21 protein-coding genes and 4 pseudogenes are annotated in these 22403 nt (G+C 60.0%); 10 read left to right on the forward strand and 15 right to left on the reverse strand.

Annotation, left to right across the window (positions count from 1 at the left end; genetic code table 11):
• Positions 1-13 precede the first annotated feature (13 nt).
• From EHW12_RS32705 to EHW12_RS32720, 4 genes are all read right to left on the reverse strand, one after another.
• The gene (locus EHW12_RS32705; protein WP_125053293.1) at positions 14-619 is read right to left on the reverse strand and encodes a hypothetical protein; all 606 of its coding nucleotides are present in this window, start codon (positions 617-619) and stop codon (positions 14-16) included.
• Positions 620-758: 139 nt separating this feature from the next.
• Positions 759-1079 carry a hypothetical protein gene (locus EHW12_RS32710; RefSeq protein WP_011331713.1) on the reverse strand — a complete coding sequence of 107 codons (321 nt, stop codon included), beginning with the start codon at positions 1077-1079 and terminating at the stop codon, positions 759-761.
• Positions 1080-1105: 26 nt separating this feature from the next.
• Positions 1106-2299, reverse strand: a complete 1194-nt coding sequence (locus tag EHW12_RS32715; RefSeq protein WP_125053295.1) for a conjugal transfer protein — start codon at positions 2297-2299, stop codon at positions 1106-1108.
• The gene (locus tag EHW12_RS32720) at positions 2296-2550 is read right to left on the reverse strand and encodes a hypothetical protein (protein ID WP_125053297.1); all 255 of its coding nucleotides are present in this window, start codon (positions 2548-2550) and stop codon (positions 2296-2298) included. The genes EHW12_RS32715 and EHW12_RS32720 overlap by 4 nt, the downstream gene beginning before the upstream one ends.
• A gap of 340 nt (positions 2551-2890) precedes the next feature.
• Between EHW12_RS32720 and EHW12_RS32725 the strand changes: the two genes are divergently transcribed.
• The 3 genes from EHW12_RS32725 to EHW12_RS32735 are packed head-to-tail and all read left to right on the forward strand — an operon-like array spanning position 2891 to position 6011.
• Complete coding sequence (locus EHW12_RS32725) at positions 2891-3730, forward strand: sigma-70 family RNA polymerase sigma factor (protein ID WP_206434867.1); 840 nt, start codon at positions 2891-2893, stop codon at positions 3728-3730.
• Complete coding sequence (locus EHW12_RS32730) at positions 3730-3987, forward strand: hypothetical protein (RefSeq protein ID WP_125053301.1); 258 nt, start codon at positions 3730-3732, stop codon at positions 3985-3987. Before EHW12_RS32725 ends, EHW12_RS32730 begins: the two co-directional genes overlap by 1 nt.
• Positions 3988-4010: 23 nt before the next feature.
• Positions 4011-6011: a cutinase family protein gene (locus EHW12_RS32735; protein WP_125053303.1), complete on the forward strand. Its 2001-nt coding sequence runs from the start codon at positions 4011-4013 to the stop codon at positions 6009-6011.
• 170 nt (positions 6012-6181) lie between these two features.
• Here the strand turns inward: EHW12_RS32735 and EHW12_RS34895 are convergent, their stop codons facing one another.
• Positions 6182-6934, reverse strand: coding sequence for a hypothetical protein (locus tag EHW12_RS34895; protein WP_164490674.1), 753 nt, complete (start codon positions 6932-6934; stop codon positions 6182-6184).
• Positions 6935-7120: 186 nt separating this feature from the next.
• Here EHW12_RS34895 and EHW12_RS35660 point away from each other — a divergent pair, with 186 nt between their 5' ends.
• Complete coding sequence (locus EHW12_RS35660) at positions 7121-7645, forward strand: hypothetical protein (protein ID WP_241199226.1); 525 nt, start codon at positions 7121-7123, stop codon at positions 7643-7645.
• 261 nt (positions 7646-7906) lie between these two features.
• Here the strand turns inward: EHW12_RS35660 and EHW12_RS35665 are convergent, their stop codons facing one another.
• A complete protein-coding gene (locus tag EHW12_RS35665) occupies positions 7907-8044 on the reverse strand; it encodes a hypothetical protein (protein WP_241199227.1) in 138 nt (45 codons plus the stop codon).
• Positions 8045-9027: 983 nt separating this feature from the next.
• On the opposite strand from EHW12_RS35665, the gene EHW12_RS32760 reads away from it, so the two are divergent.
• From EHW12_RS32760 to EHW12_RS32770, 3 genes are all read left to right on the forward strand, one after another.
• Complete coding sequence (locus EHW12_RS32760) at positions 9028-9702, forward strand: hypothetical protein (RefSeq protein ID WP_125053309.1); 675 nt, start codon at positions 9028-9030, stop codon at positions 9700-9702.
• Positions 9703-10385: 683 nt separating this feature from the next.
• Positions 10386-11351, forward strand: a complete 966-nt coding sequence (locus EHW12_RS32765) for a ParA family protein (protein ID WP_125053311.1) — start codon at positions 10386-10388, stop codon at positions 11349-11351.
• Positions 11348-12088, forward strand: a complete 741-nt coding sequence (locus tag EHW12_RS32770; protein WP_125053313.1) for a hypothetical protein — start codon at positions 11348-11350, stop codon at positions 12086-12088. The genes EHW12_RS32765 and EHW12_RS32770 overlap by 4 nt, the downstream gene beginning before the upstream one ends.
• A gap of 269 nt (positions 12089-12357) precedes the next feature.
• Here the strand turns inward: EHW12_RS32770 and EHW12_RS32775 are convergent, their stop codons facing one another.
• A complete protein-coding gene (locus tag EHW12_RS32775; RefSeq protein WP_125053637.1) occupies positions 12358-13056 on the reverse strand; it encodes an IS6 family transposase in 699 nt (232 codons plus the stop codon).
• Positions 13057-13123: 67 nt separating this feature from the next.
• On the opposite strand from EHW12_RS32775, the pseudogene EHW12_RS32780 reads away from it, so the two are divergent.
• Positions 13124-13621 (forward strand): annotated as a pseudogene (locus tag EHW12_RS32780) (aldehyde dehydrogenase family protein); the annotation flags it as partial.
• A gap of 543 nt (positions 13622-14164) precedes the next feature.
• On the opposite strand, the gene EHW12_RS32790 reads toward EHW12_RS32780, so the two are convergent.
• From EHW12_RS32790 to EHW12_RS32805, 4 genes and pseudogenes are all read right to left on the reverse strand, one after another.
• Positions 14165-16129 (reverse strand): tyrosine-type recombinase/integrase, encoded by a 1965-nt coding sequence (locus EHW12_RS32790; RefSeq protein WP_241199228.1) that lies wholly within the window; start codon positions 16127-16129, stop codon positions 14165-14167.
• 466 nt (positions 16130-16595) lie between these two features.
• Positions 16596-16799, reverse strand: a complete 204-nt coding sequence (locus tag EHW12_RS32795; RefSeq protein ID WP_125053317.1) for a hypothetical protein — start codon at positions 16797-16799, stop codon at positions 16596-16598.
• Between the two features lie 49 nt (positions 16800-16848).
• A pseudogene (locus tag EHW12_RS32800) lies at positions 16849-17301 on the reverse strand (transposase); the annotation flags it as partial.
• An 84-nt stretch (positions 17302-17385) separates the two neighbouring features.
• Positions 17386-17616: pseudogene (locus EHW12_RS32805) on the reverse strand (SDR family NAD(P)-dependent oxidoreductase); the annotation flags it as partial.
• A gap of 97 nt (positions 17617-17713) precedes the next feature.
• Here EHW12_RS32805 and EHW12_RS32810 point away from each other — a divergent pair.
• Positions 17714-18490 carry a helix-turn-helix transcriptional regulator gene (locus EHW12_RS32810; RefSeq protein WP_241199229.1) on the forward strand — a complete coding sequence of 259 codons (777 nt, stop codon included), beginning with the start codon at positions 17714-17716 and terminating at the stop codon, positions 18488-18490.
• 583 nt (positions 18491-19073) lie between these two features.
• Here EHW12_RS32810 and EHW12_RS36095 read toward each other — a convergent pair.
• Complete coding sequence (locus tag EHW12_RS36095) at positions 19074-19229, reverse strand: hypothetical protein (RefSeq protein ID WP_164490659.1); 156 nt, start codon at positions 19227-19229, stop codon at positions 19074-19076.
• Here EHW12_RS36095 and EHW12_RS32815 point away from each other — a divergent pair.
• A pseudogene (locus EHW12_RS32815) lies at positions 19219-19638 on the forward strand (integrase core domain-containing protein); the annotation flags it as partial. The gene EHW12_RS36095 and the pseudogene EHW12_RS32815 sit on opposite strands and share 11 nt — an antisense overlap.
• A gap of 58 nt (positions 19639-19696) precedes the next feature.
• Here EHW12_RS32815 and EHW12_RS32820 read toward each other — a convergent pair.
• The 3 genes from EHW12_RS32820 to EHW12_RS32830 all read right to left on the reverse strand — a co-directional run bounded on the left by EHW12_RS32820 (position 19697) and on the right by EHW12_RS32830 (position 22366).
• On the reverse strand, positions 19697-20980 hold the full coding sequence (locus tag EHW12_RS32820; RefSeq protein WP_125053321.1) for an IS256 family transposase: 1284 nt from the start codon (positions 20978-20980) through the stop codon (positions 19697-19699).
• 145 nt (positions 20981-21125) lie between these two features.
• Complete coding sequence (locus tag EHW12_RS32825; protein ID WP_125053323.1) at positions 21126-22004, reverse strand: NAD(P)-dependent oxidoreductase; 879 nt, start codon at positions 22002-22004, stop codon at positions 21126-21128.
• The gene (locus EHW12_RS32830; protein WP_125053325.1) at positions 22001-22366 is read right to left on the reverse strand and encodes a hypothetical protein; all 366 of its coding nucleotides are present in this window, start codon (positions 22364-22366) and stop codon (positions 22001-22003) included. The genes EHW12_RS32825 and EHW12_RS32830 overlap by 4 nt, the downstream gene beginning before the upstream one ends.
• Between the last annotated feature and the right edge of the window lie 37 nt (positions 22367-22403).

Consider the following 22403-nt stretch of genomic DNA (forward strand, 5'->3'; position numbering starts at 1 on the left):
GGCGGATCGCTTTCTACTCGGGGTTTCCGGCGTTGGCCAGCGCAAGGAGTTCCTTGACGCTTGATCGGCCGGGGCGCGGGGCGGGGTCGTTTGGTGAGAGGGCGGGCAGTTCCTGAGGTCGCGACCGAGTGCCGACAGCGTTGTGTGCGACCGGTACAGATTCAGAAGGGGATTCGGGTTCCACAGCAGCGACGAGTTGGTCCTCGATGCGCGGATCGGCAGTGATGTAGCCGCCGGCGTGAACAAGGTGCGGTGCTCGGATATTCACGCGTTTGCCGTTGATCTTCAGCTTGGCCTCAGGCGGCGCGAAGACGGCCTTTTTGACCCCTTGAGCGACAGATGCTGGGCTTCGGCCGGCCAATCGGAGCTTGCCGACAACGAACACCGTGCCGCCGCAGCATGCGACGAAAAATCCGACGTTCCACGTGATGTTGTCGCCGAGCCACAACGGATGCAGGAGCCACAGGATTGCTCCGACAGCGGCGCCACTGACTGCTTGCGGGACTGTGTAGGGGCCGAAAGGGAGCTTCTTACCGTCGGGTGTGCGGCCGATCAGCTGAGGGATTTTCCGAGCTGTTGTGAAGTCTTTGATGACTTCGACGTTGTTGTCGTCGTTCATGCGGGCACCGACTCGCGTGAGGAGTTCTGTCGGTGTGCTCGTGTGGTCGCGTCCGTTGCCGCGGTGGTTACCTCGGACATCTGCAGTCCTCCTTGTCAGGGTCGGTGAAGGGCGATTCGAGTGGGCGCGCGGTCGCCGTTTACACCGGCAGATCCAGACTCGGGTCCGGTGCTTCTACGACCTGCACGACAGAGATGGCCAGGTCCTCTCCGGTTCGGTCTTTGAGGGAGTCCATGTTGAAGACGACCCAGAGCGCTGCAGCACCGATGAGGGCGGAGACGACCAGCCGGGCGATCGTGAAGGACTGCATCAAGTTCCGGAGAAGGAAGTACAGGACCAGGCAGCTGGCTGCGGATTGGAGGGCGACCTTTCCGTTGTTGGTCAGCTCTCCGATCTTTTCGAAGACACCGGCGGCGACGATCGCGGTGTTGGGGTCAGCGGCGGCGAGTGCGAGGGACATGATGGGTCACCTTTCGGTTCGAGGGGTCAATTTCCTGAAGGGGAAAACAGTGGGACTTCGCCGACAGCTGGAAGCGACGATCCGGGTGTTTGGCTTGGCGCGGGAGCCTGAGTGGGCGCTACGGATGTCGGTGCGGAAGTCGACGGAGCGTTCTTCGGAGTCGACGGGGCCGGGGCGCTCGTGGTCGACGAATTGACTCCGCTGCGAGGAGCAGTAGCGGCAAAGAGCGGCGTTGAGTCGATGGCGCTGACTTCCCAGCGGCCGCCACGGGAAGTCATCGTCAGCGCGTACTGACCGTTGACAGATTCGGCGTCGGTGATCTTCAAAGATGCAGTGATCAACAAGCGCACGACGTCGCCATCTGAACGCGGTGCTGCCGAGTTCGAGGCACTGAGATCGACCGAGGACAGCACATCGGTGAGTGCGATGCTGCGGTATGGCGCCGGGACGATCGGGGCGATGGAGACCCCCGGCGTCAGGTAGCGAGCAACCTCGCCGCTGCCTGTCAGGAGGGCGGCGAGGAACTGGTTGGCCGAGGTTCCGATCGGGTGATTCGCGACTCGGAACTTATATCCGAGTTGAACATCCACGGCTGTCGACGGCTGCGCGACTTCGGAAGGAAGTGTGGCGGCGCGTGCGCCGGATTCGGTCACAACAACAGGAACTTGGAAGTAGCGCCGAACGATTGTTGCGGAGGCATCGTTGGCGGGGCGTACCGAGACCGATACCGTAATGGCGTAGGTTCGTGCGTCGTGATCGAAGGCAATTGATGCGATGGCGGGGTCCGTCGCGACGTAGAGCGCAGATGCCGGAAGATTCGGTGGCGTGGCAACGAACCGTTCGATCTCGCGTTCGTTTCCTCGGCTGCCTTGAAGCCACGTCACGACCAGTTGACGGGCTACATCTTCGGCTTGGGCTTGTGCTGCGGTGTCAATGCTTTGCGCTTCGTTGTCAGTTGCTTTGACGATTGCCGGAGTTGACGACGAGCCGAATACGACGAGCAGCAGTGAGACAATTCCTGCGACGAGAGCGGCGATGATCGCACCGCGAATTGCGCAGGTTGTCCACTGCTGACGAAGGCCCCACTGGACTCGCTCTGCGCGGACACGCTCCTCTACTTCATCGACGATCGTCTCGGCGGAATCGGCGGTTGCGGAGCCATCCTGTTTCCGTTTCGGAGTGCGTCCGAAGTTGTTGATCTTCTTCCAATCGATGTTCATCGGATACCTGCCTCGGACGGCTGCTCGGACGAGTCGTGGTCTGATTCGCCGTCCGAGATGTCGGCGCTCATTGCCCGCGCAAGCGCTGCACGAGCGGCCGGCGCTTCTGCGAATACCAACAACGAGAGCGCGGCGCTGGCTTCTTCGTCGAATGGGTTTCGTGTGAGAGCCGCGGCGACTCGACGGATCTCCTCAGCAATGGCATGGGCGTAGCCGAGATCGTGCAGTAGCGCTTGCATCGAGTCGTGCATCCGGTCCTCCTGGCGACTGGCGAGTGTGAAAGCCGCACCGATTTTGTGGGCTTCTACTTGTAGGAAGATCCGGGCGCGAAGACCTGAGTGACAGAGCTCGCCAAACTTTTTTCAAAGTTTTTTCCGAGCGCGGTCAGGTGCTTGTTGCCAGAGGTTCAAACGTGCACGTCGATGCCTTCGATGCACGCGCATCTACTCACGGCGAAGCTCGCGGCAACAACATCTCCGGCAACAACAAACACTCCCCTGGCAACAACAAACATGCAGGTCAGAGGCAATATAGGGCTGCTCTACTGGGCGCGAGACCAACCTCGCACGCGCACAGAGGAGACCCGTGGAAATGTCCACCCACGCAGCAACCGCCCCCAGCCATTCGTCGTCCGCCCTGCCGTCCCACGTCGCGGCTCGAGGCGACCTTTACAGCCGTCTGAACACCGAATGGATGCAGTTGTGCACACGACCCTCAGCAGCGGCAGAGGTGCTCACATGGTCGGTCAATCAGCCGACCTTGAGTCAGGTTCAGGAACTCAACGACTTGGCCGGCGCCCATCGTCTCGATCGCGACGCCGTACTGCTGGCACTGTTGACCCTCCACCAGGAGGGCAGCGTTCTCGCGGGGCGAGCGCTGTTGCAGCTGATGCTCGGGAAGTTGATCTCGTTGACCCGTCACGCGCGGGTGGCCGGCTTCGATTCCTACCACGCTTACGACGAGCGTGCGGCCACCACAATCGCCACTTTCATGTCATTGATAGCCGAGTATCGCCCGTCCGGAGAGAACATTTATGCAGCTCTCTTTTTGCGGACTTTGAAGAAGATCGCACACGTGAACACCTTTGCCGGTGAGATCCCGGCGTCGGATCTGATGGATCGTTCCGATGGTCCTGAGGCGGAAACCGAGAACCCATTTCTCGCCCAGGACTTGCTCGCTTGGGCTGTACGGAACGGAGTCATCACCGGCACCGACCGAGCTTTGATTCAGCGCGCATATCTCGACCAGACCGACACCGATCTGACATCGATCGCGGCTGAGATCGGCATGACCTCGGCCGCACTTCGTCAGCGGCTCTATCGCGCTGTGTCGAAGATTCGAAACAGCGTAGGAACTTCGAATCAGACGTCCGATCATGCGCGCTTCGCCCGTGCATCGCGCAGCGCCCGGCCGATCGAACAGGCTTTGTGATGACTCGAACTCTCGACGCAGTTTCGTTGCTGGTGTGCTTCCTGATCGCTGGCTTCGTGATGAAGGAATCGTCCCTTCTTTTCGAGACTGCTGGAAGTTTCGACGCTGCGCTACGTATCCCTTCCGTGAGTCATCCCGAACTTTTGGGACAGCTGATGTCGCTCGCTCACCGCGCCGTCTTCACGGTCGTCGACCTTCTGCCGAACACCGTGACCGCACATTCGGGCAGCGGTTTTTCCACTTTCCCCTCGTTGTAATCGATGACGAAAAGAGATCTGTCATGACGACCATCGCTTCCCTATTTGCCGACTACCGACGCGCCCGTTCGGTGGGTTCGGCGGCCCTTCTTACAGCAGCCGTGGCGTCAACTCTGCTCACGATCTCAACGCCGGGGACCGCTCATGCCGCACCGGCTTCTGCAGGCTGCCCCACTGCGGAGGTGGTCATGATGACGGGGACGTTCGAGACAGATTCGGAAGCAGATTCTTCGGTGGCGACGGGTCTTCTCAAGCAAGTGACTGACCCGCTTGTTCAGCAGTTCGGAAGCTCCATCAAAGTCACTTACCCTGCCTACGAAGCATCCGCGTTCAACAAGGGCAAGACTTACGGAACGAGTAAAGCCACCGGAATAGAGGCTGCCGCGAAAGTCATGCAGACCCGGGCAGCGGAGTGCCCTAGTACTGTTTTCGCTCTCGGTGGTTACAGCCAAGGGGCGGATGTCGCGGGCGATCTGACGTGGCTGATCGGGCACGACAAGGGTCCGATTCCCGCGGAAAAGCTGATCGCGGTCGGCTTGGTTGCCGATCCCCGACAGAGTCCGAGCGAGGACAACACTCTCGTTGGTCCAGCTGTCGACGGAGTCGGTATTGCGGGGGCGCGGCCAGGCGGATTCGGAAAGACAGCCTCGGTAACGCGGTCGTACTGCGCACCTGACGACCTCTACTGCTCGACGAACAGCAACAAGGACGGGTTACTTGCCGGTCTCGGCCGAGTACTTTCACAGCCTCCTACTGCATCCGGTCCACAGCAGAGTGATGGCTCTCAGCCCAACACAGCGGCCCTGCAGAACGCCCTGGTTTCGGACTACTCGAAGGTTGATCTCCCTGGCCTCGCCGGCAACGTCGACACTCTGCAGAAGCAGCTCCAGTCTGGTTCTCCCGACCTCGCCAGCGTGAGCGCAGCGGCATCCGATATTGCAAACACTCTGGTCCCTGTAGCGGATACGACCAAGTGGGTGACTCAGAATCCCGCCGTCGAACAATCACTCAAGTCAGCGGACGCATCGACGCCCGAGTTCGCGGCCGGCAAGATCGTCGAGACGGTCAAGGGTATCGATGTGGCCGGCGCATTGAAGGCCGCCGATTCGATAACGAAGGCAGTCCAGGGAGCCACAGGCGCGACGCAGGTGCCGCAGTTGCAGGCTTCCGTCGATGCTCTCGCCAATCAGGTTTCACCTTTGACGTCCACCCCGGCGGATGGGCTCTCCGCTGCCGCGAACGCGCTCTCGATCATCAAGCCGAGTGTCCTGATCGATCAGGTCACCCACATCGGGACGAATGCCTTCGCATTGGCCAACAACATTCCAGCTGTCGCCGACATCTTCACGACTCGGATCCCGCAGATCATTCTCGATCCCGCGCTCGATCCCATGGCGAAAGTCAAGGCGGTGCACGCCGAGTTCGACCGAATCAATGTTCTCTTCGAACCACTCGTCAAGCTCGCTGCAGGACTGGACTACAAGACCGCAGCATCACTCATCGCGATGATCCCCGACCCGTCCGGTACCGCTCAGATCGTGTCGATGATCGTCGGACTCGTCGGCAACCTCGATATCATCGGTTTGGCCAACTCCGCCGGCGAACTGCAGAAGCAGCTCTGGCACGCGATCGAAACCGGCGATGTCATCGGAGCCGGTCTGGGTGCACTCCCCCACATCCTCGACTTCGCGAAGATCGCGGTAGGCACGCTCGGGGGCGGACAGAAGACTGATCCGGCCAAACTCGGAGCAGCGTCCGCATCGTCGGCGACCGGCCAGCAGCTAACCCAGCAGTCCCAGACAGGGGACCTTGGTGGGCTCGCTTCGAATCTCACCGCGCTGGCAGGTTCTGACGGCGCCGATGCACTGGCACAGATCGGGACTGAAGGACTGAAGTTCGCTTCGTTCATCGGTTCCGGAGCTCACCAGAGCTACGGAGAAATGGTCATCGACTCCGCTGGAACGACCGCTCTCCAAGATCTGACCAATCACTTCCGCGACGCGATTGCGAAAGTGACCGCCTGACTCGCCTGTCCTCAACTCTGCACACAAGGTCAGCAGTCATGAATGAACCGCACGGCCAGGGAAGGGTCTCACCGTCTACCGGTGGGGCCCTTTTCGCTTCTCTACGTTCGGCGAAGAGATTGGTTCACTCGGACATTGTGAGTCGTTAACGTCACCGTGCTTGCCGAGTCTCAAGAGTGAACCTCGATGCTGGTGTAGCGGAAGGTCCCAAGGACTCGGCCGGCATCGACCCGCCAAGGTCTGACGTTCGTTTCGGCTCCCCCTTGATGAGTGCAGACGACCGCGGTGGTGTCGAATTCAGCTCCGATGACGATCCCGCCACCCTTGCTGAGAGCTCCTTCGGCAACCCCGGGAAGAGGACTCCAGTTCTCCACAGTTCCGTGGAGAAGATTTTCACGAGCCCATCTCAATCGCTGATCGTGCGCCATGTCTGCAATCTCGCCGGGGTCGCCACGGACGCCGCGGAACAAGCGGATCCGCGTAGCTCCATGCCTCTCGTGCAGGTAGTCGGCAAACGTCTTCCCATACGCCGCCGTCAGGACGAGCCAGTCATTTGCAAGCGAGGGATCAGCGAGGAGCCGCTGGTGTGCCTCAGCAAAACCGGCTTGGCCAGAAGGTTCATCGTTGTCGCGATAGAGATCGAATTTTGGGTCCACCACGGTTATCTCCCGTTCGAGGACGAGCCTTGGGACGTAGAGCCCGACGGGCCGACCGCCAGACTTGATGTCGACCTTCCATTCAGCAAGGCGATGTACGAGGACTGACGTATCGGCGACACTTTCATCGAGTTCACGCGCCTTGTCCGCGACATTGCGCCGAAACTCGTCGGTATCGGTACTGAAAATCGCGTCGCCCAACCAGCTTTGAAGTGGTTCACGCTCCAAGAAGTTGCTGTCTCCCCGTTGCTGCGCTTCACGGTGCATAGAAGCGATCCTGCCTGCCAACCACCTCTACTCGCGGGTCCGACGCGCCTCAGAGCAGCACGTGCGGCTGGCGAACCTGCGGTGATGTGGCAGGGACCGATGTGCCTGATCGCCGATTCGCCATTCGAGCGGAGGGAGTTCACCGAGCCGCGTGGGTAGTCCATGGCAGCAGATAGCCTCCACACCATGCCTCCCCCTTCACCATTCAATGACAGCGGCCACAACTTGTTCGTCGTCCACCTCCATACGGCGGCGACGAGCACTGGCGACCAATGCGTGCGGGAAATTGCAGCAATAGATACCGATAGCGGACGATCGTGGGAGATCGCGCTGGCTGGTGAAGGCGCACTGGCAGACGACGCTCAAGCTGTCCCTGAACTCACAGCACTGGCGCGCAGCATCGCAGGCCGAGTCACTGGAGGGTTTCACCCGGATGCGCACACGAGACTACTCAGACGTCTGTTCACCGAACTGGGTCTTTCTCCAGAGTGGCACCAGAACTCCGATATCCGTCAGCTGACAGCCGGCGCATTGGGGATCCCACCAACCCATATGCCCACCACGGAACAGACCTGCAATCTATGGGGTGTTTCTGTACAGGCGCGCGAAAGCGCCGTCCAAATGGCTGAAGCGGCGGCAGCGTGCTTTGACGCGCTTGCCTACTTTTCTGCCGGCCACGGACGCCGCATCGTCGATATCCAACTGAATTGAGACAGCTATGACAAACCGAATTTCGAGACTGAAACTGCCTGCGGGACTGAACCTGTTCTTGCGGCGACTGCGCTGGCGCCACGTCGCGTTCCTGTGGCTCGTCACAGCCCTTCTACTTGCTTTGATCAATAGGGAGGTTGAGACAGGGACAGTCATGCATTGGGTACTTGCGGTCCCTGTCGCCCTCTCCCCCGTGCTTGTTCTTTCCCTTTGGTTACTCGCAAACAGGAAGCGCTGAAGGCGCCCTCGTCGCTTCCCTCGTCATGTTGCGGGTTCGTCGTCTTTGAAGAAATATCCGGTCAGCGCCGCAGCGATCAGGTGCGAGCGGGATTTTGCGCCCAGTTCCGCCACGAGGTGATCGATCACGTCGAAGTCGGCATGAAATAGTCGGTAAGTCACCTGCGTCTCACTATCGTCACGTGACGTTTTGGCTCGAATGCCCCGGGCTGCGAATAATCCCCCACCGATTCGACCGCCAGGGTAAAGCAGTTCCGGAAGTCGATCATGAGTCGCCTCGATCGCGACGATGAAGATCTGACCGTTCGTCATCCCCGTGCTCGCCCGCATCTCCTCGAGCTTCGCATGGCACCTTGCCGGCACCCGAACACTTGACGACTTCCCTCCCCCATCCAGGTCCGAGGAACGGTCGACTTGCTCCCGATCTTGTTGACCTCCAGAAGGTTCAGTCTCAGCGGGGCGCTCCACAAGCGCGGGCACTTCCCGCCCTTGTTCAATTTCGTCGTTGTCACCCTCGATGTACGCGGAAGCGATGCTCTCGAGCGATCGGGCCGCGGCCGAACGGAAGGTCCCGGCGAGTGGTCGGTGCCCTCCAGCCGACTGAGACGGGCCTTGGTTATGCGTGCTAGTCACGTCAATCTCCGATACTGAACAGGGAACGAGACGCGCTCGCTCAAACCTAAAGTGATCTTGCTGAGAGTTATACAGCCCTCCCTGGACAGCTCGGGTGCGACGAGACACCTCACCCAAGACCCGCGAATCTTGCACCCAAGTCATATCCATAGCCGTTAGAGAAACCTATCGGATCATTTCGATACGACCAAGACGTAAGCACCTAATTGCCTACATATGCGGAAGTGGCAAGCTCGATTCGATCACACAACGATATGCATCGCGTCCCACAAGCATCCCAATCTCCCATTAAGTCCAATTTGACTGAAGCTTTATGCGGTATTGGGACGCCTCTGGGACGCCTTCGAAAGTGAGTGGCAACATTTGCGAAGCCGCTTAGCTGGTATGTCGGTATGACTGGCATGCGATCGTCAGAATGCCTTCAAGTTCCAAACAAGGCGATAAGCATGATTCGTCGGGACGCAACTAGTACTACTGATGACACACCACCGGTGTGGTGTCATCATTGTTCTATGACCGTTCCCGGCAGCGAGATGGGCCTCAAGCTCAACTCTGCATGGATCGACGATCTCCGCTGGCACCGCGACCAATACAGGCAGTCTCGATTTCAATGGACGAGCAGCGACGCCCTGTTGGCTGCGACCGAGTTCACTCGCGGACGCCAAAGCTTCACCACCCTGTCTGAACTGCGCGAACTAAGCCAAGCGCGACGCTCAGCCGCCGCATACGCCACAGTGTGCCAACGGGCATTCGGCGAGGCCGCCAGACATGCGCGCAGAGGCCTCGAAACGACCACATCCTGGTCCGCAGTTGCTCGCGAACTGGACACGACTGTGGTCACCTGCTCGGCGAGTTCCCACTTTTCGATCTGGTCGCAGGCGCACGAACGCACAAATCCCCAGGTAGCCCGGGTGCAAAAGATCGTCGACGGGCTCTATTTCTCTAATCCCCTGATCCGCGCGTGGGAGCTCAAGCAGCTCTGGGACCTATATGCGGCTGCCGAGGACATCCTCGAAGACACTTTGGTCGATCTAGCCGTCGAACTCGACGGATTTCGCCGGGCTGACGACATCGCTCAGGCCGCAGATGTCCGCACCGTCGCCGGCCTCGGACATCGCATCAAGTCACAGCGTGCACAGCGGGGGGCCATCGGCGATCCACGACGAACCCCACATCAGTACAGCTAAACAGCTATTTCACGCACACCTTCACGCAAAGCAAGCCATGTTGAATCACGCAGAGTGAGTAGTGAGTCCGGGCTCTAGAATTCTGATCACGCACCCGGTCACCCTCGCCTACAAGCAGGCGGATCCGTACGCCAATTGGCAACTGATTCCGCCTGTGGCACAGCATGTAGACCCGCACCACATGCCGTACGAGAACCCTAGGTGCCACCCCGCACGCAAGCCCATCCTTCTGCACGCACATCATCCTGCGAGCGGTCACGCAAAACATCACGGATGCACACCCGCCCATCAAACCGCTGTGCACTCCGCACCTGATCATGCGGGGTCTCACGCATAGAGCCACGTTGTATCTCCCGTGTTATCCCACGCAGACATGCACGCAGAAGACCACGTTTCTTTACACGCCATTTGGTCCGCGTGTCTTCACGCATCATTACCCGCATTTCTTCACGCATGATTTCACGCAGTGACTCACGTAGTGACTCAAGCGCGTTCACATACGTGCTCACCTGCGGTTACATCGGCATGCAAACACGCGGCCTCACACGCGGTGCTGCATGCCGACCCACATGCCTGAACACATACGGCCCCACACGCGTGGCATACCGCGAGTTGTCCAGGACCCCTGCTAACTTTCCTTACAGACCACTCGTCAGAAACCAACGTCCATTGGGAGAACCACCATGTCTGTAGATGCCGTTCCAACGACACCCACTCATCAGCAACTGCCTGCCTGCTTCGGATTCTTCAACGGCAAAGGGGGAGTGGGCAAGACCTCACTCTGCGCGAACACCGGAGGCTTACTTGCTGCCGGCGGCTACCGGGTTCTCTTGCTTGACTTCGACCCCCAGGCCAACTTGTGCCGCGACCTCGGGTTCGTGAAGGAGGACGGCGTGCCCTTGTTCTCAGCCCTCTTGAGCGGGTCGACACCGCCGATCATCCAAAACGTCGGTGGTCGCGAGAATCTCGACATCGTTCCAGGCGGCCCGGCAATGTTCGACCTTGCCGCAGTCATGGTGTCCAGGCAGCAACGCCAGGGAGGCAAACGACTAGGACAGCTTCTACTGGCCATGTTGCTGCAAGTGGCCGCAGACTACGACGTCATTATCTTCGATACCCCTCCGACGGATCTCACGATCATCGAAGCAGTGATGGAAGTAGTCCACGCTGTGGTCATTCCAATCCGCGCAGATGATGCCAGCCTCGACGGCATGGAAACGATCGCTGGCCAGTTCTCGGCAGCACGCGACGGAGATCCGGAACGAAACCTTCCTGCCGTGAACCCCCAGCTCCAACTCGGCGGGATCTGCCTCTTCGGCGTCAGCTCACGCGCAACCAAACTTGACGCAACGATTCGGGAAGCAGTCGAGGAGATGATCGGCGATTCGGCCCCGACTTTCGAATCTCGGATCCGCACGATGGAAACCACCGCCTTCGACGCGCGACGCCAGGGACTTCTGGTGCATGAGCTCGAGGAACGATCGGCCGGGGAAACCGCATCACGGATCGCAGCGCTGAGGAAAGGCACGAAACCGAAGGATCTGATGCTCTCGCGAAACGCCTCTGGCCTGGCCGAGGACTACTCGAACCTCACCCGCGAGATCCTCGTACGGATGTCGACCATCACCGCTGAGAGGGCTTCGGCATGAGTGAAAATAGGGTCCGCAACCGCAAGAGCATTGCCAAGTCTTTCGCCCCGAAGCCCAACCGAGCAGAGGGACTCGCTGGTCTCTTGCCCCCGGCCGGCGGGCTGCAGCCTCGCCGCGCCGCGAGCCCACAGACACCGGACACGGCTCAACCCCAGATCGACTCCACAGCTCCTCACCCGCCGGCTCCCAAACGAGTCACCGACGCCCCTCAACCCGCCGTCTCGGCGCCTGAATCTCCAGTGCGGGTGCAGCCGATGGAACCCGAAGCTGTCACCGCTCCAGTCGCACCACCCCACGCGACTCCTGTTGTAGTCGAACCTGCACCCGCAGTCACCGAAGCGCCGCCAGCCCAGATTCTGGAAGAACGAAATCCGCCGGCTGCAGATACCTCGAAGGTGACTGTCACGGCCTACCTGGATCGCAGCACTCGCGACGCCTTGGTGAATCGTGCCGCCGAACGGCGATGCGATCACGCCGATGTTGCCATCGAGGCATTCGACGCAGTAGGCATCGAACGACTGCGAGCCCTCTTTCAACCCGTAGCAGGCAGATCGTCCTCAGGGATTCCGGTCCATCAAGAACCGTTCACGGTCAAGGGGCCCGTCGAGACATGGTTCCGATTCACCACCGCTCAACGTGACTGGCTTGACGAGCAAGTGAAGGTCGTCGGTTCCAAATCGCGCAGCCGATTGCTCGCGGGCGTCTTGTCGCTGCACCTGCAGTCGCCCGCACAGTAGTGGAGAACGGCCTCCGAGGAGCGAAAAGTAAGCCTCGGAGGCCGTCTCGGCTGTCAGGCCCACATGAACGGCAGCGGAGGCGGCATCGAATTGCCAGGCTCTCGTAGCCTCGAAACGGATCGTAGATCTGGGCGAGCGCAACGGCCGATTCGTGTCTTTGAAGCCTCTCCCCACCCCGCTCCCCACGGCACTGTCACGTTAATCGAAAAGTTAAGCGGCGAAGCATGTTTGGTTCAGGCTATTACAGGGCACCGCTGGGCCGTTCACTTTCAGGCGGCAACATCGGTCGCGGTGACTTCCTGCCAGACCGCGAACCGGTCGGCCATCTCAGCACGCCATTCGGACGCCGAGAGTCTGTGTCGGCCGGACCGGAAATGCGGTGAGATACCCGAGAAAGCGGACAGGAATCGTTGCGCGTGCCCGGGCGAGGTGAACCGTTTCATCGCCCGCTCCCGCTGTCGGGTCGGCTGATGAGAATTCTCGGCCCGGTTGTTCAAATACTTCGACCGGCGATGCTCGACCGAGGCCAGTATCTCGCGGTGGGCGACCTGGTAGCTGCCGAGTTTGTCGGTGACGATCACCCGCGGCAGATAGCGCAAGCCCTTGAGCAGCTTACGGAAGAATCGCTTGGCGGCGTTGCTATTTCGGCGTGACTGAACCAGCACATCGAGCACGTTGCCGTGCTGGTCGACCGCGCGCCACAGATAATGTTGCCGGCCATTGATCCGGATGAAGACCTCATCGAGGTGCCATGTGTCACCGGGTTGTGGGCGTCGGCGGCGCAACTGGTTGGCATAGGCCTGCCCGAACTTGGCGCACCACCGCCGGATCGTCTCATAGCTGACCACGACACCGCGTTCGAGCATCATCTCCTCGACATCACGGAAGCTGAGCGGGAACCGGAAGTACAACCACACGCAGTGGTTGATGATCTCGACCGGGTGGCGGTGACCTTTGTACGACGGCATTGCGGTGCTCACGCCTCATTCTCCCAGCTTGCTGGGTTCAACAACGTGACAGTGCCCCGTCGCATCCCAAGCGCAATACGAAAAAGTTCTCGACTACATCGACATCGCCAAAGCAGACGGTGCACACCTCGCCACAGGCGGTTATCGACCTGAGGATCCCGCTCTGAGCGCCGGGCTGTTCGTCTTGCCAACCGTGTTCACGAATGTTCACAACGACATGAGAATCGCACGCGAGGAAGTCTTCGGCCCCGTCGCCGCAGTCATCCGATTCGACAATGAGGACGACGCTGTCCGTATCGCCAATGACACGAACTTCGGCCTGGCTGCAGGAATTTGGACACAAGATGTTGCCCGCGCACACCGTATGGCACGGCGAGTACGCGCGGGCAGCGTATGGGTCAACAACTACCGCAAAACCAACTACGTCGCACCGTTCGGCGGATTCAAGGAAAGCGGGCTCGGACGCGAGAACGGCAGCCACGCCATCGATGATTACTCCGAGGTCAAGACTGTGTGGATCGACACGGGCAACACCATCACCGACCCCTTCAATCCCCGCGCCTGAACAAATATCTAGTCGCCCCAAAGAATCGACAGCCGCATGCCGGTCGGTGTGCCAGTGCGCGGTACACCGCGCACTGGCACGAAGTTGAACATCCCCGCGCTGCGCCGCAAAGCCGAAGGCCGTGATTCACGACGCTCGATAGACGAAACTCGTCCGTCGCCCAAGCAGACGCGAAACGCAAGAATAGGAAAGCAATGCAGTTCATGGTTCTGAGTCGCCGGTTGACCGAGCGATTCTCTGACCTCGAGTTCGACGAATTGATCCCGGCAGAAACTGACCGCGTACAGGCGTTGTACGCAGATGCGGTAGTACGTCAAATCTGGCTTCGGGCAGATCTTCCTGGCGCGTGTTTCTTGATCGAAGCTCCCGACCCCGATGCGGCGCAAGAGATTGTCCAGACCCTACCGATGGCGTCCTCGAAGCTCTCAGAATTCACGGTCATTCCACTGACGCCCTATCGCGGTTTCACACGGAGTCGAACCTGATCGTGCATCGCGCATCGTGCGGCGAGGGAAATCCCGAAGTACACCGCCAACCGGCGTTCTATTGACGCGAAGTCACTTCTTGAACGAGGACGTCAAGGGGCTGCAATCGTGGGATCCCGAGCCGCACAGTGCGGCGAAATCGGTGGGCAACCTCATCGCGTTTGGTGCGGAGGGCGGTGAGCGTGAGGTCGATTCCTTCGATCTCTCCTTGCCAGCCTTCAGCGTCGGCGCGTTCACGTCGGGCGATGAGGTCAGTTTCGATGTCGGTCAAGCGGGGGATCATTTTCGGATCGATATGCAGCATCGGGCAGCGTATACAGGCGTGCTCGTGGGAGCACGGTGTTGCGTACGGACGTCCGCACGAGCCGAGTTCGACCTTCCGTTTGTCGAAATGAGCTTCGAATTCCGCCCATTCTTCGGCAGTGGCGGGGTGGTATTCCTCGGCCGGGCGCATCGCCCTTCGACGTTGTAGGTGGGCTTGGTAGTGGCGGGTGACATCTTCTTCGAAGACAGCGACGTAGCCGCGGGTGGTTTCCAGATCGAGGTGTCCGAGCAGCGCGGCGCCGATGTGAATCGGCAAACCGTTGTTGACGAGGTCGGTGACGAACAAACGACGAAAGTCATGCGGCCGGAAATGAACTCCCGCGAACCGAAGATCGGTTGCAGCGAGTTCTTCACACACCGCTCGTAGCCGTGTACCGATTGATCCGGTGGTCATGACCTCGACTCGTTGACCGATGTGGCGTTGGAACAGAAACGGTTGCGGATCGCTGGTAAGACGCTCATTGTCGTCGTAGCGGGTAGCGAGCGGCACCGACTTCCGGCCCGCTGTGACGCGCCGGATCATGCACGCAACAACGTGAAACAGCTCCGCCGACATCGGGATGACCCGTTCTCGGTCAGTCTTGGACGGGGCGATCACCAACAAGGCGATGACCTCCCCGTTCGGTCTCTGATACTGGCGCACGCTCAGATGTGAGAGTTCGGTCAGTTCTTCGATTCGCAGTCCGCTGTGCCGCAAGGTCTCCACTATCGCCCACGTCCAAAAGGCGGAATCCTCCTGGCGTTTGACGTCGATCCGCCTTCCTGTCGCTTCGTCTCTGACATGCACCCTGGGTGCGTCACCGATACGAATCAAACGCGTGTCTTCGCGGGAATGGACTCGGGTGTACTGGCGGTCTCGGAGGGTGAAGTGTTCGTTCTCGTTCGCCGCGGATCCTTGTTCGAGTAGATCGCGCCAGTACTCGTATTGTGAATCCACGTAATCCACCAGTACAGGTAGGAGTGGTTGGAGAACTCGGATCGTGTCGTGGGTGCGTTCTCGTACTCGGCGTTTGTGTTTGGCGCGACCACGCATGTCGCTGCGAGGGATAGGACAGGGCACTGACCACTGTGCCCAGTGCTGTGGTTCATGAACGGCCCACGCTTGGATGTCGAAATAGAGGGCACGCACAGTGGTCAGTATGTCCATCTGGTCCGCCCGAGCCTCGCCGTCTTCTCGGAACGCAATGGTGGCGCGCCATTGGAGGTAGACCTCCTCAGTCATGAGCAGGGTCGACTGATCGGGGTTGATGAGCTCGACAGCCTTCCAGAACACCTTGAGAACGATGTGCGCCTGTCGCGACAGCGTCGAATAACTGACTTGGGCGCACCGCCGGTCGAGGTAGTCGACGAACAGCTGCCGTATCCGCGGATCCCGGATCTGGTACTGATCGACCATCTGGATGGTCGTCAACTGTGGGGCCCGCAGAGCACCCCGCAACGTGCTTGGGGCGGCGGCAGGGAACTGGCCCATCGAGTGCAAGACCTGCCAGGCGAGATGTCCGACGTATTTACCGATATGGAGACCGGTACGGCTGGTGGATTCGCGGGTCTGTACCGCATAGTGCATGAACGCCTCAGGTGTCAGGTCCGCGAACGGTATGCCCTGAGTTGTCAGTGCGACACCCACATCGAAGATTGCCCAGCGCTTGAACACGTCACTGACCGAGGTGCTGTTGACCGCGCGGACGTACGCATCCAACGATGGATCGCTCTCCGCCTCAATGAAATGTGCAGAATATCGTGTAAACCTATTGGAGCGGAACGCTGCAAGCCCCGGTTGGACAACCCTCAATGAGAACAATGCTGCCGCGCCCTGGTTGAACTCAGCGCGCGCCGCATTCCCGGTTCCAGCGACGTCTGCGGCAGGCGTAGCGTTCAAATCGCTAGCCTCCCATCGTTGCTGCCACGTCATACCCGGATACCTATCCAGGTAGGCAGCTATCTTGCGGAGACCACGATCGCGAGTCCTGCGGCTACTCATCGGCATCGGCCATACCCGCTTGGCCACAACGCAGATCGTCTCGATCGGTGCGCTGGTCAAATCCCCATATTGATGCATAGAGCGTGGCGCCGCAGGCTCAGCGATGACGGCAGGTCTCGAGAATCGGGTGGTTCGGATCGCCTGTCGTTGCTCCTGGGTCCGCCTGGCCCGGCTTACCGGTATCTCAACCACCGAACACCGCCCGCACGTCCTCGTCTCGATACCCAGCTGTGTAGGTCCGCTCCGGACGAGACTTGCTGAAATGCTCCTGCAACTTGTCGTGCATGTCCTCGATCCGAGGTTGCAGGTAGATCTCTGTGGCCGACAAGTGGCGGTGTCGCAGGACGGTCTGAACCTCTGGCAGAGTTAAATGTGGATCGTTCGCCATCCTCGTTGCAGCCGTATGCCGGATGTCGTGGAAAGTCCAGTTCGTACCCTACCGAGGCCCCGTAGATTTCAGCGAAATGCGAACTGATTTCACCAGTCGTTAATCCTTTGGCGTACAACGACAACACGATCTCATCGACCCCGTTCAATCGACGTTGGCGCTTCTTGACGATCTGCGGCTCGAACGTCCCTTCCCGATCACGAGGGACCTCGATCGGGACATGCCCACTGGCCTCGGTCAACACCGTTTTCGACCGAGTCCCGTTGCGAATATTCGTAGACTCCCGATCGGCCGGAGCTTGGTTCTTGTCGTGCCCGAGGTGCTCGGTCATCTCCTCGTTCAGTGCGGTTTCCAGAACGGTTTTAGTGAACTGCTTGAGCAAACCGTCCGGCCCGGTCAGCGACAGGCCCTGCTCCTTGGCCAGGCGCACCAACTCCGCGGCCGCCGCAGCTTCCGCGGAGGGCTCGGCCCTCTTCTTCGTAACATTCTCCAGTGTCGTCATCTCGGCACCTCCTCGCCGAGCATTCACTCAGCGTCTCGGGCCAAAACACCGATTACGAAACAGTCCCAGACAACTTGACAACACCGTCGGTAGTGCAAGAGCTGTGCCGCCATTGGCGCGAATGTGATCTTCCAGTGCATCGATGCGGTCGCCGCGGCGGGCGATGAGAGCGACTGTGGCGCCGAGTTCGGCGAAGCGCTGCGCGGTGGCGGCACCGATGCCGCTGGAGGCTCCGGTGACGACGGCGACTCGGCCGGCGAGGGGTGTCCCGGCGATGATCTGGGCGGTGCTGGTGGTCTGCTGTGTTGTGTTCACATCAGCAGCCTGCGTGTCCGACGGTCAGGGAGGGAGGCCGCGACAGGGCCACCCTCACAAGGGAGGTCGGATTGTCGTCCGGCCGTAAGCTTCGACCATGCCGCATGCAGACTTGGGACAATTCCTCCAGACCCGACGCGCAAGGGTTCAGCCCGAGTTGCTCGGCATTTCACTTGTCGGGCATCGACGCGTTCCGGGCCTTCGGCGCGACGAGGTGGCGATGGATGCCGATATCAGCGTGGACTATTACCGGCGTATGGAGCAGGGGCGGGAGCGTCACCCTTTCGAACAGATCCTCGCGTCTTTGGCGCGCACGTTGCGGCTTACGCTCGATGAGCAACGGCATCTTTACACGCTTGCCGGTGTCGCGTGGAAACTCGATGGCGAGGCTGTGAACCCTCCTGTGCCCCAGGAACTTCTCATGCTGCTTCAGACATGGCAGGAGGCAGGAGCCGTTGTCCTTGATCCCGTCCTCGATGTCATCGCGCTCAACGCGCACGCTGAGGATTTGTTCAGTGGATTCGCCGTCAGGAGGAATCTTCTGGAGATGGTGCTTCTCGACCCATTTGGGCGCTCGTTCTTCGTTGATTGGGAAGCGTCGACGCGGTCTACTGTGGCGAATTTGCGCGCTAGTGCTGATTTCGGGGCTACGCCGGGGAGGTTTCGTGAACTCATCGAGAAATTGCGTCGGAACAGTCCGGAATTTCCGGCGTTCTGGGCCATGCACGACGTTCAGCCGAAGACGTACGAAACAAAGGAACTTCTTCATCACGAAAGAGGTCTTCTGACAATCGATTTCCACGCTTTTGGTGTGTCGAGTGCTCCGGGGCACCAGCTCCTCGTTTACCGGGAACGCCTGCAGAACGGATCGTGACAGCGTGAGGCATATCTGGGTGGGGTTGCGAGCCGGAGTTAAGGCCGGGGTCGAGAATGCCCAGTTCAATTGTGTCTTCATGAACGCGGACATCACTACCCGTGATCGAAACTGAACCCGGACCACAGGTGAACCACGATAGGGTAGATGCCGAGCCGAGGCTAAGGAACGCGCGAGGCGCACCTGGCGTGCGCCGATAAAGAGAGGCATCGTTAGCTCTGTGGGCAGGGCTCTCCAGTGAGTGGCCATGACTGCATTGAAGTTTCGTTGAGCTCTGCTGCAATGACAATACCCAGACACGCGATAGCACCGATCGCGAACATTAGGAAGTTACAGCTCGTCCCCATTCCGGCATCGAGCAAGGCATCAGCGATGTACGGGGCGAAGATTCCGATCCTGCCGAGCCCCTGCTGTGAACTCCGATGTAGTTCCCGAAGGGCGGATGGGAAGTAGTTTACTACCGATGTAGTTACCAGACCGGTTGTTCCGTGACCGCCGATACCGGTGACCAGAAGGGCTGCTATCGTGGCCAGGTCACTCGCGATCAGCCAGAGGATGAGCAGCCTCTTCGCCGACGACATCCTTATCGATGGCGTATGCCCGGCTCCGCGATCTCGGCGATGTGGTGGATCTGCCCGCCAAAGACGTCTATGCCCTGACCCGGTACGACGATCCGCGACGCTCTGGTCGATCCCGGCACCTTTCCGTCGCGGACGATCGGCTTCAACTCCATGGTCAACGAGGCGCTCCTCATTCGGTTGGCGTACTCCGAGATTCATGATGACGAGAAAGGTGTCACATGTGCGGGATTCCTCACCCGCGCTATCGCCTGCTTCGCTGTGCACGGCATCGATCGGATCGAACGACTGATGACCGACAACGCGTGGGCATATCGATACTCTCTCGGCACGGTGTGCGCCGAACACGAGATTGTGCCGAAGTTCATCAATCCTCATTGTCCCTGGCAGAGCGGCAAAGTCGAACAACTCAATCGCACTCTCGCCACCGAATGGGCATACCGCCGTCCTTACGCCAGGAACGCCGATCGCACCGCAGCACTTGCACCTTGGCTCGAGAACTACAACACTCGACGGCGCCACAGTGCACTCGGCGGTCACCCACCCGTCAGCCGTCTGCTACCAACCTGATGGCCGGGTACAACTAGTCGGGTCTGTCCAGAAAACGGTGTAATTGATTGGTTTCTAACTACTTTCGTCCGGCAGACAGCCGTCCGTCGAACGTTATCTCGAAGGCATTCAGTGCTGCCTTCCATCGGTTGGACCAGCGCCTGCGGGCGGTGCCTTTGGGATCGAGGCTCATGATGGCCAGATACACGCATTTCAAGGCCGCGGCCTCGGTCGGAAAGTGTCCACGGGCCTTGACAGCCCTGCGGATTCGAGCGTTGACACTCTCGATGGCGTTGGTCGTGTAAATGACCTGCCGGATGGCGTTGTCGAATTGTAGGAACGGCACGAACTCAGCCCAGGCATTGGTCCAGAGCCTGATGATCGCGGGATAGCGTTTCTCCCATTTGTCACTGAACTCTGCGAATCGGTCGAGCGCGGCCTGCTCCGACGGCGCCGTGTAGACGGGTTTGAGGTCCTTGGCGATCTCGGACCAGTCCTTGCGGGAGGCATAGGCGTAGGTGTTACGGAGAAGATGGACCACACAAGTCTGCACGATGGTCTGTGGCCACACTTGCTCGATCGAGTCGGGTAGATGCTTGAGACCGTCGCACACGACGATCAGAACATCCTGCACACCACGGTTTTTCAGCTCGGACAACACCCGAAGCCAGTACTTCGCTCCCTCCCCGTCGCCGTGCTCACCGGCCCACAATCCGAGGATGTCGCGGGTGCCGTCGACAGTCACCCCCATCGCGACGTAGATCGGCCGGTTGGCGACGTTGCCCTCGCGAATCTTGACGTGGATGCAGTCGATGAACAGCACCGGGTACACAGGGTCCAACGGCCGGTTCTGCCACTCGGCCATGCCTTCCATCACCCGCTCGGTGATCGTCGAGATCGTCTGCTTGGACACATCGGCTCCGTACACCTCGGCCAGGTGTGCAGCGATCTCACCGGTCGTCAAACCCTTGGCCGACAACGAGATCACCATGTCCTCCACGCCTGAGAGCCGACGCTGCCGCTTGGCCACGATCTTCGGCTCGAAGGAGGAATCCCGGTCACGGGGCACCTCGAGTTCGACCGGGCCGGCCTCGGTCAACACGTTCTTGGCTCGTCTGCCGTTGCGGGAGTTGCCGCTGCCCCTCCCTGCCGGGTCGCTCTTGCCGTATCCGAGGTGGTCGTCCATCTCGCCTTCGAGCGCGGACTCCACGACTAGCTTGGTCAGCTTCGACAGCAATCCACCATCTCCGGTCAACTGCAGCCCTTCGGCTCGCGCCTGCTCGACCAGCTCTTTGAGCCGCGCATCGCTGATACCCGGCTGAGCCGAGTTCGTCTCTGTCTCACGTTCAATCACGTCAGTCATAGTGGCGTATCTCCTTTCAGAGTTACACCGTTGTTCTTACAGTCCCAACTAGTCGGCCAATCTTGCGATCTTTGGTGTCCTCACCATGAGAATCTGCCGCAGGTATCTCGCCCTGATCGCCAGCTCCGAGCAGCGCGCGGTGAAGTCAGTGATTCGCTGGCTCAGTCTCGGCTGACGGATCTGGCCAGGTCATCCAGAAATCGAGTCCCAGCTGCTCGCTGCCTGGCTCGGTCCGGTAGCGGGACAGGTCGTCGATACCGTCGGCGGCGAGGACCTCATCGTCGATGAAGCATTGCCCGGTTGCTGTGGATACGGGTTTGGAGAGAATGCTCGCTGCTGCTTCGGCCATTATCTCGGGGGTGCGGCTGCGGGCGATCAGATTTTCGCTGAGGATGTTGCGTACCGCTGCTGTGGCGATCGTCGTGCGCGGCCAAAGCGAGTTCACCGCGATGTTGTCCGGCCGTAGTTCGGCGGATAGACCGAGAGTCACCAGTGTCATCGAGAATTTCGAAATCGTGTAGGCGGTACCGATTGTGTCGAACCACGTGGGATCCAGATCGATGGGTGGGCTCAGGGTCAGTACGTGTGCGTTTGGAGATCGGCGAAGGTGTGGGAGGGCTGTTTTGGTCAGCAGGAATGCTCCGCGCGCGTTGATGTCCTGCATCAGGTCATACTTCTTCATGCTGATGTGTTCGGCACGGGTCAAGTCGAGTGCGCTGGCATTGTTGATCACGATGTCGATACCGCCGAACTGCTCGACCGTCCGGTCGACGGCGGTAGCAACTGCTTCATCGTCTCGGATGTCTCCGATGATGGGCAGAGCGTGGCCGCCAGCTGCTTCGATGGCCGCCGCCGCTGTGAATATGGTGCCTGGCAATCGCGGGTGCGGTTCGGTGGTTTTGGCGATGAGCGCTATGTTTGCGCCGTCCCTCGCGGCACGGACGGCTATCGCCTCTCCGATGCCTCGACTGCCGCCGGACATGATCAGGGTGCGCCCTTCGAGGGTGTGTGCTGTAGGCGTCATTCTACTTTTCTTTCCGGCGTGTAGGCGATGACCGTGAGTCCGCTGGGTGCGACGAGGGATAGTCGCTGCTCGTGGCCGCCCTCGACGACTTCGCCTACATTCCAGCCTAATTCGTGTGCGCGAGCGGCGACTGCGGGCAAATCGGTAGTGCGGCCGAGTAAGCTCCAGGTGGGACCTGTTTCGTCCGAGACGTTCAGCGTTTTCCACACCGCCCAAGTGCTTCCGTCCGTGAACTGTGGTTGACCGAGGACTGCGGTGACGTCTGTTGTGGTGGTGGACCATCGACTGCTTGCATGCATGATCGATACTCGTTCGAACAGCGTTCCGAAACCGTGGGCGCGTTCGTCGGGGGTAGACGTCATGTGGCTGCCACCGTCGCCGATAGGCCGATCGAGTGGC

The sequence above is a fragment of the Rhodococcus sp. NJ-530 genome (genome assembly GCF_003860625.1).
Classification (GTDB): domain Bacteria; phylum Actinomycetota; class Actinomycetes; order Mycobacteriales; family Mycobacteriaceae; genus Rhodococcus_F; species Rhodococcus_F qingshengii.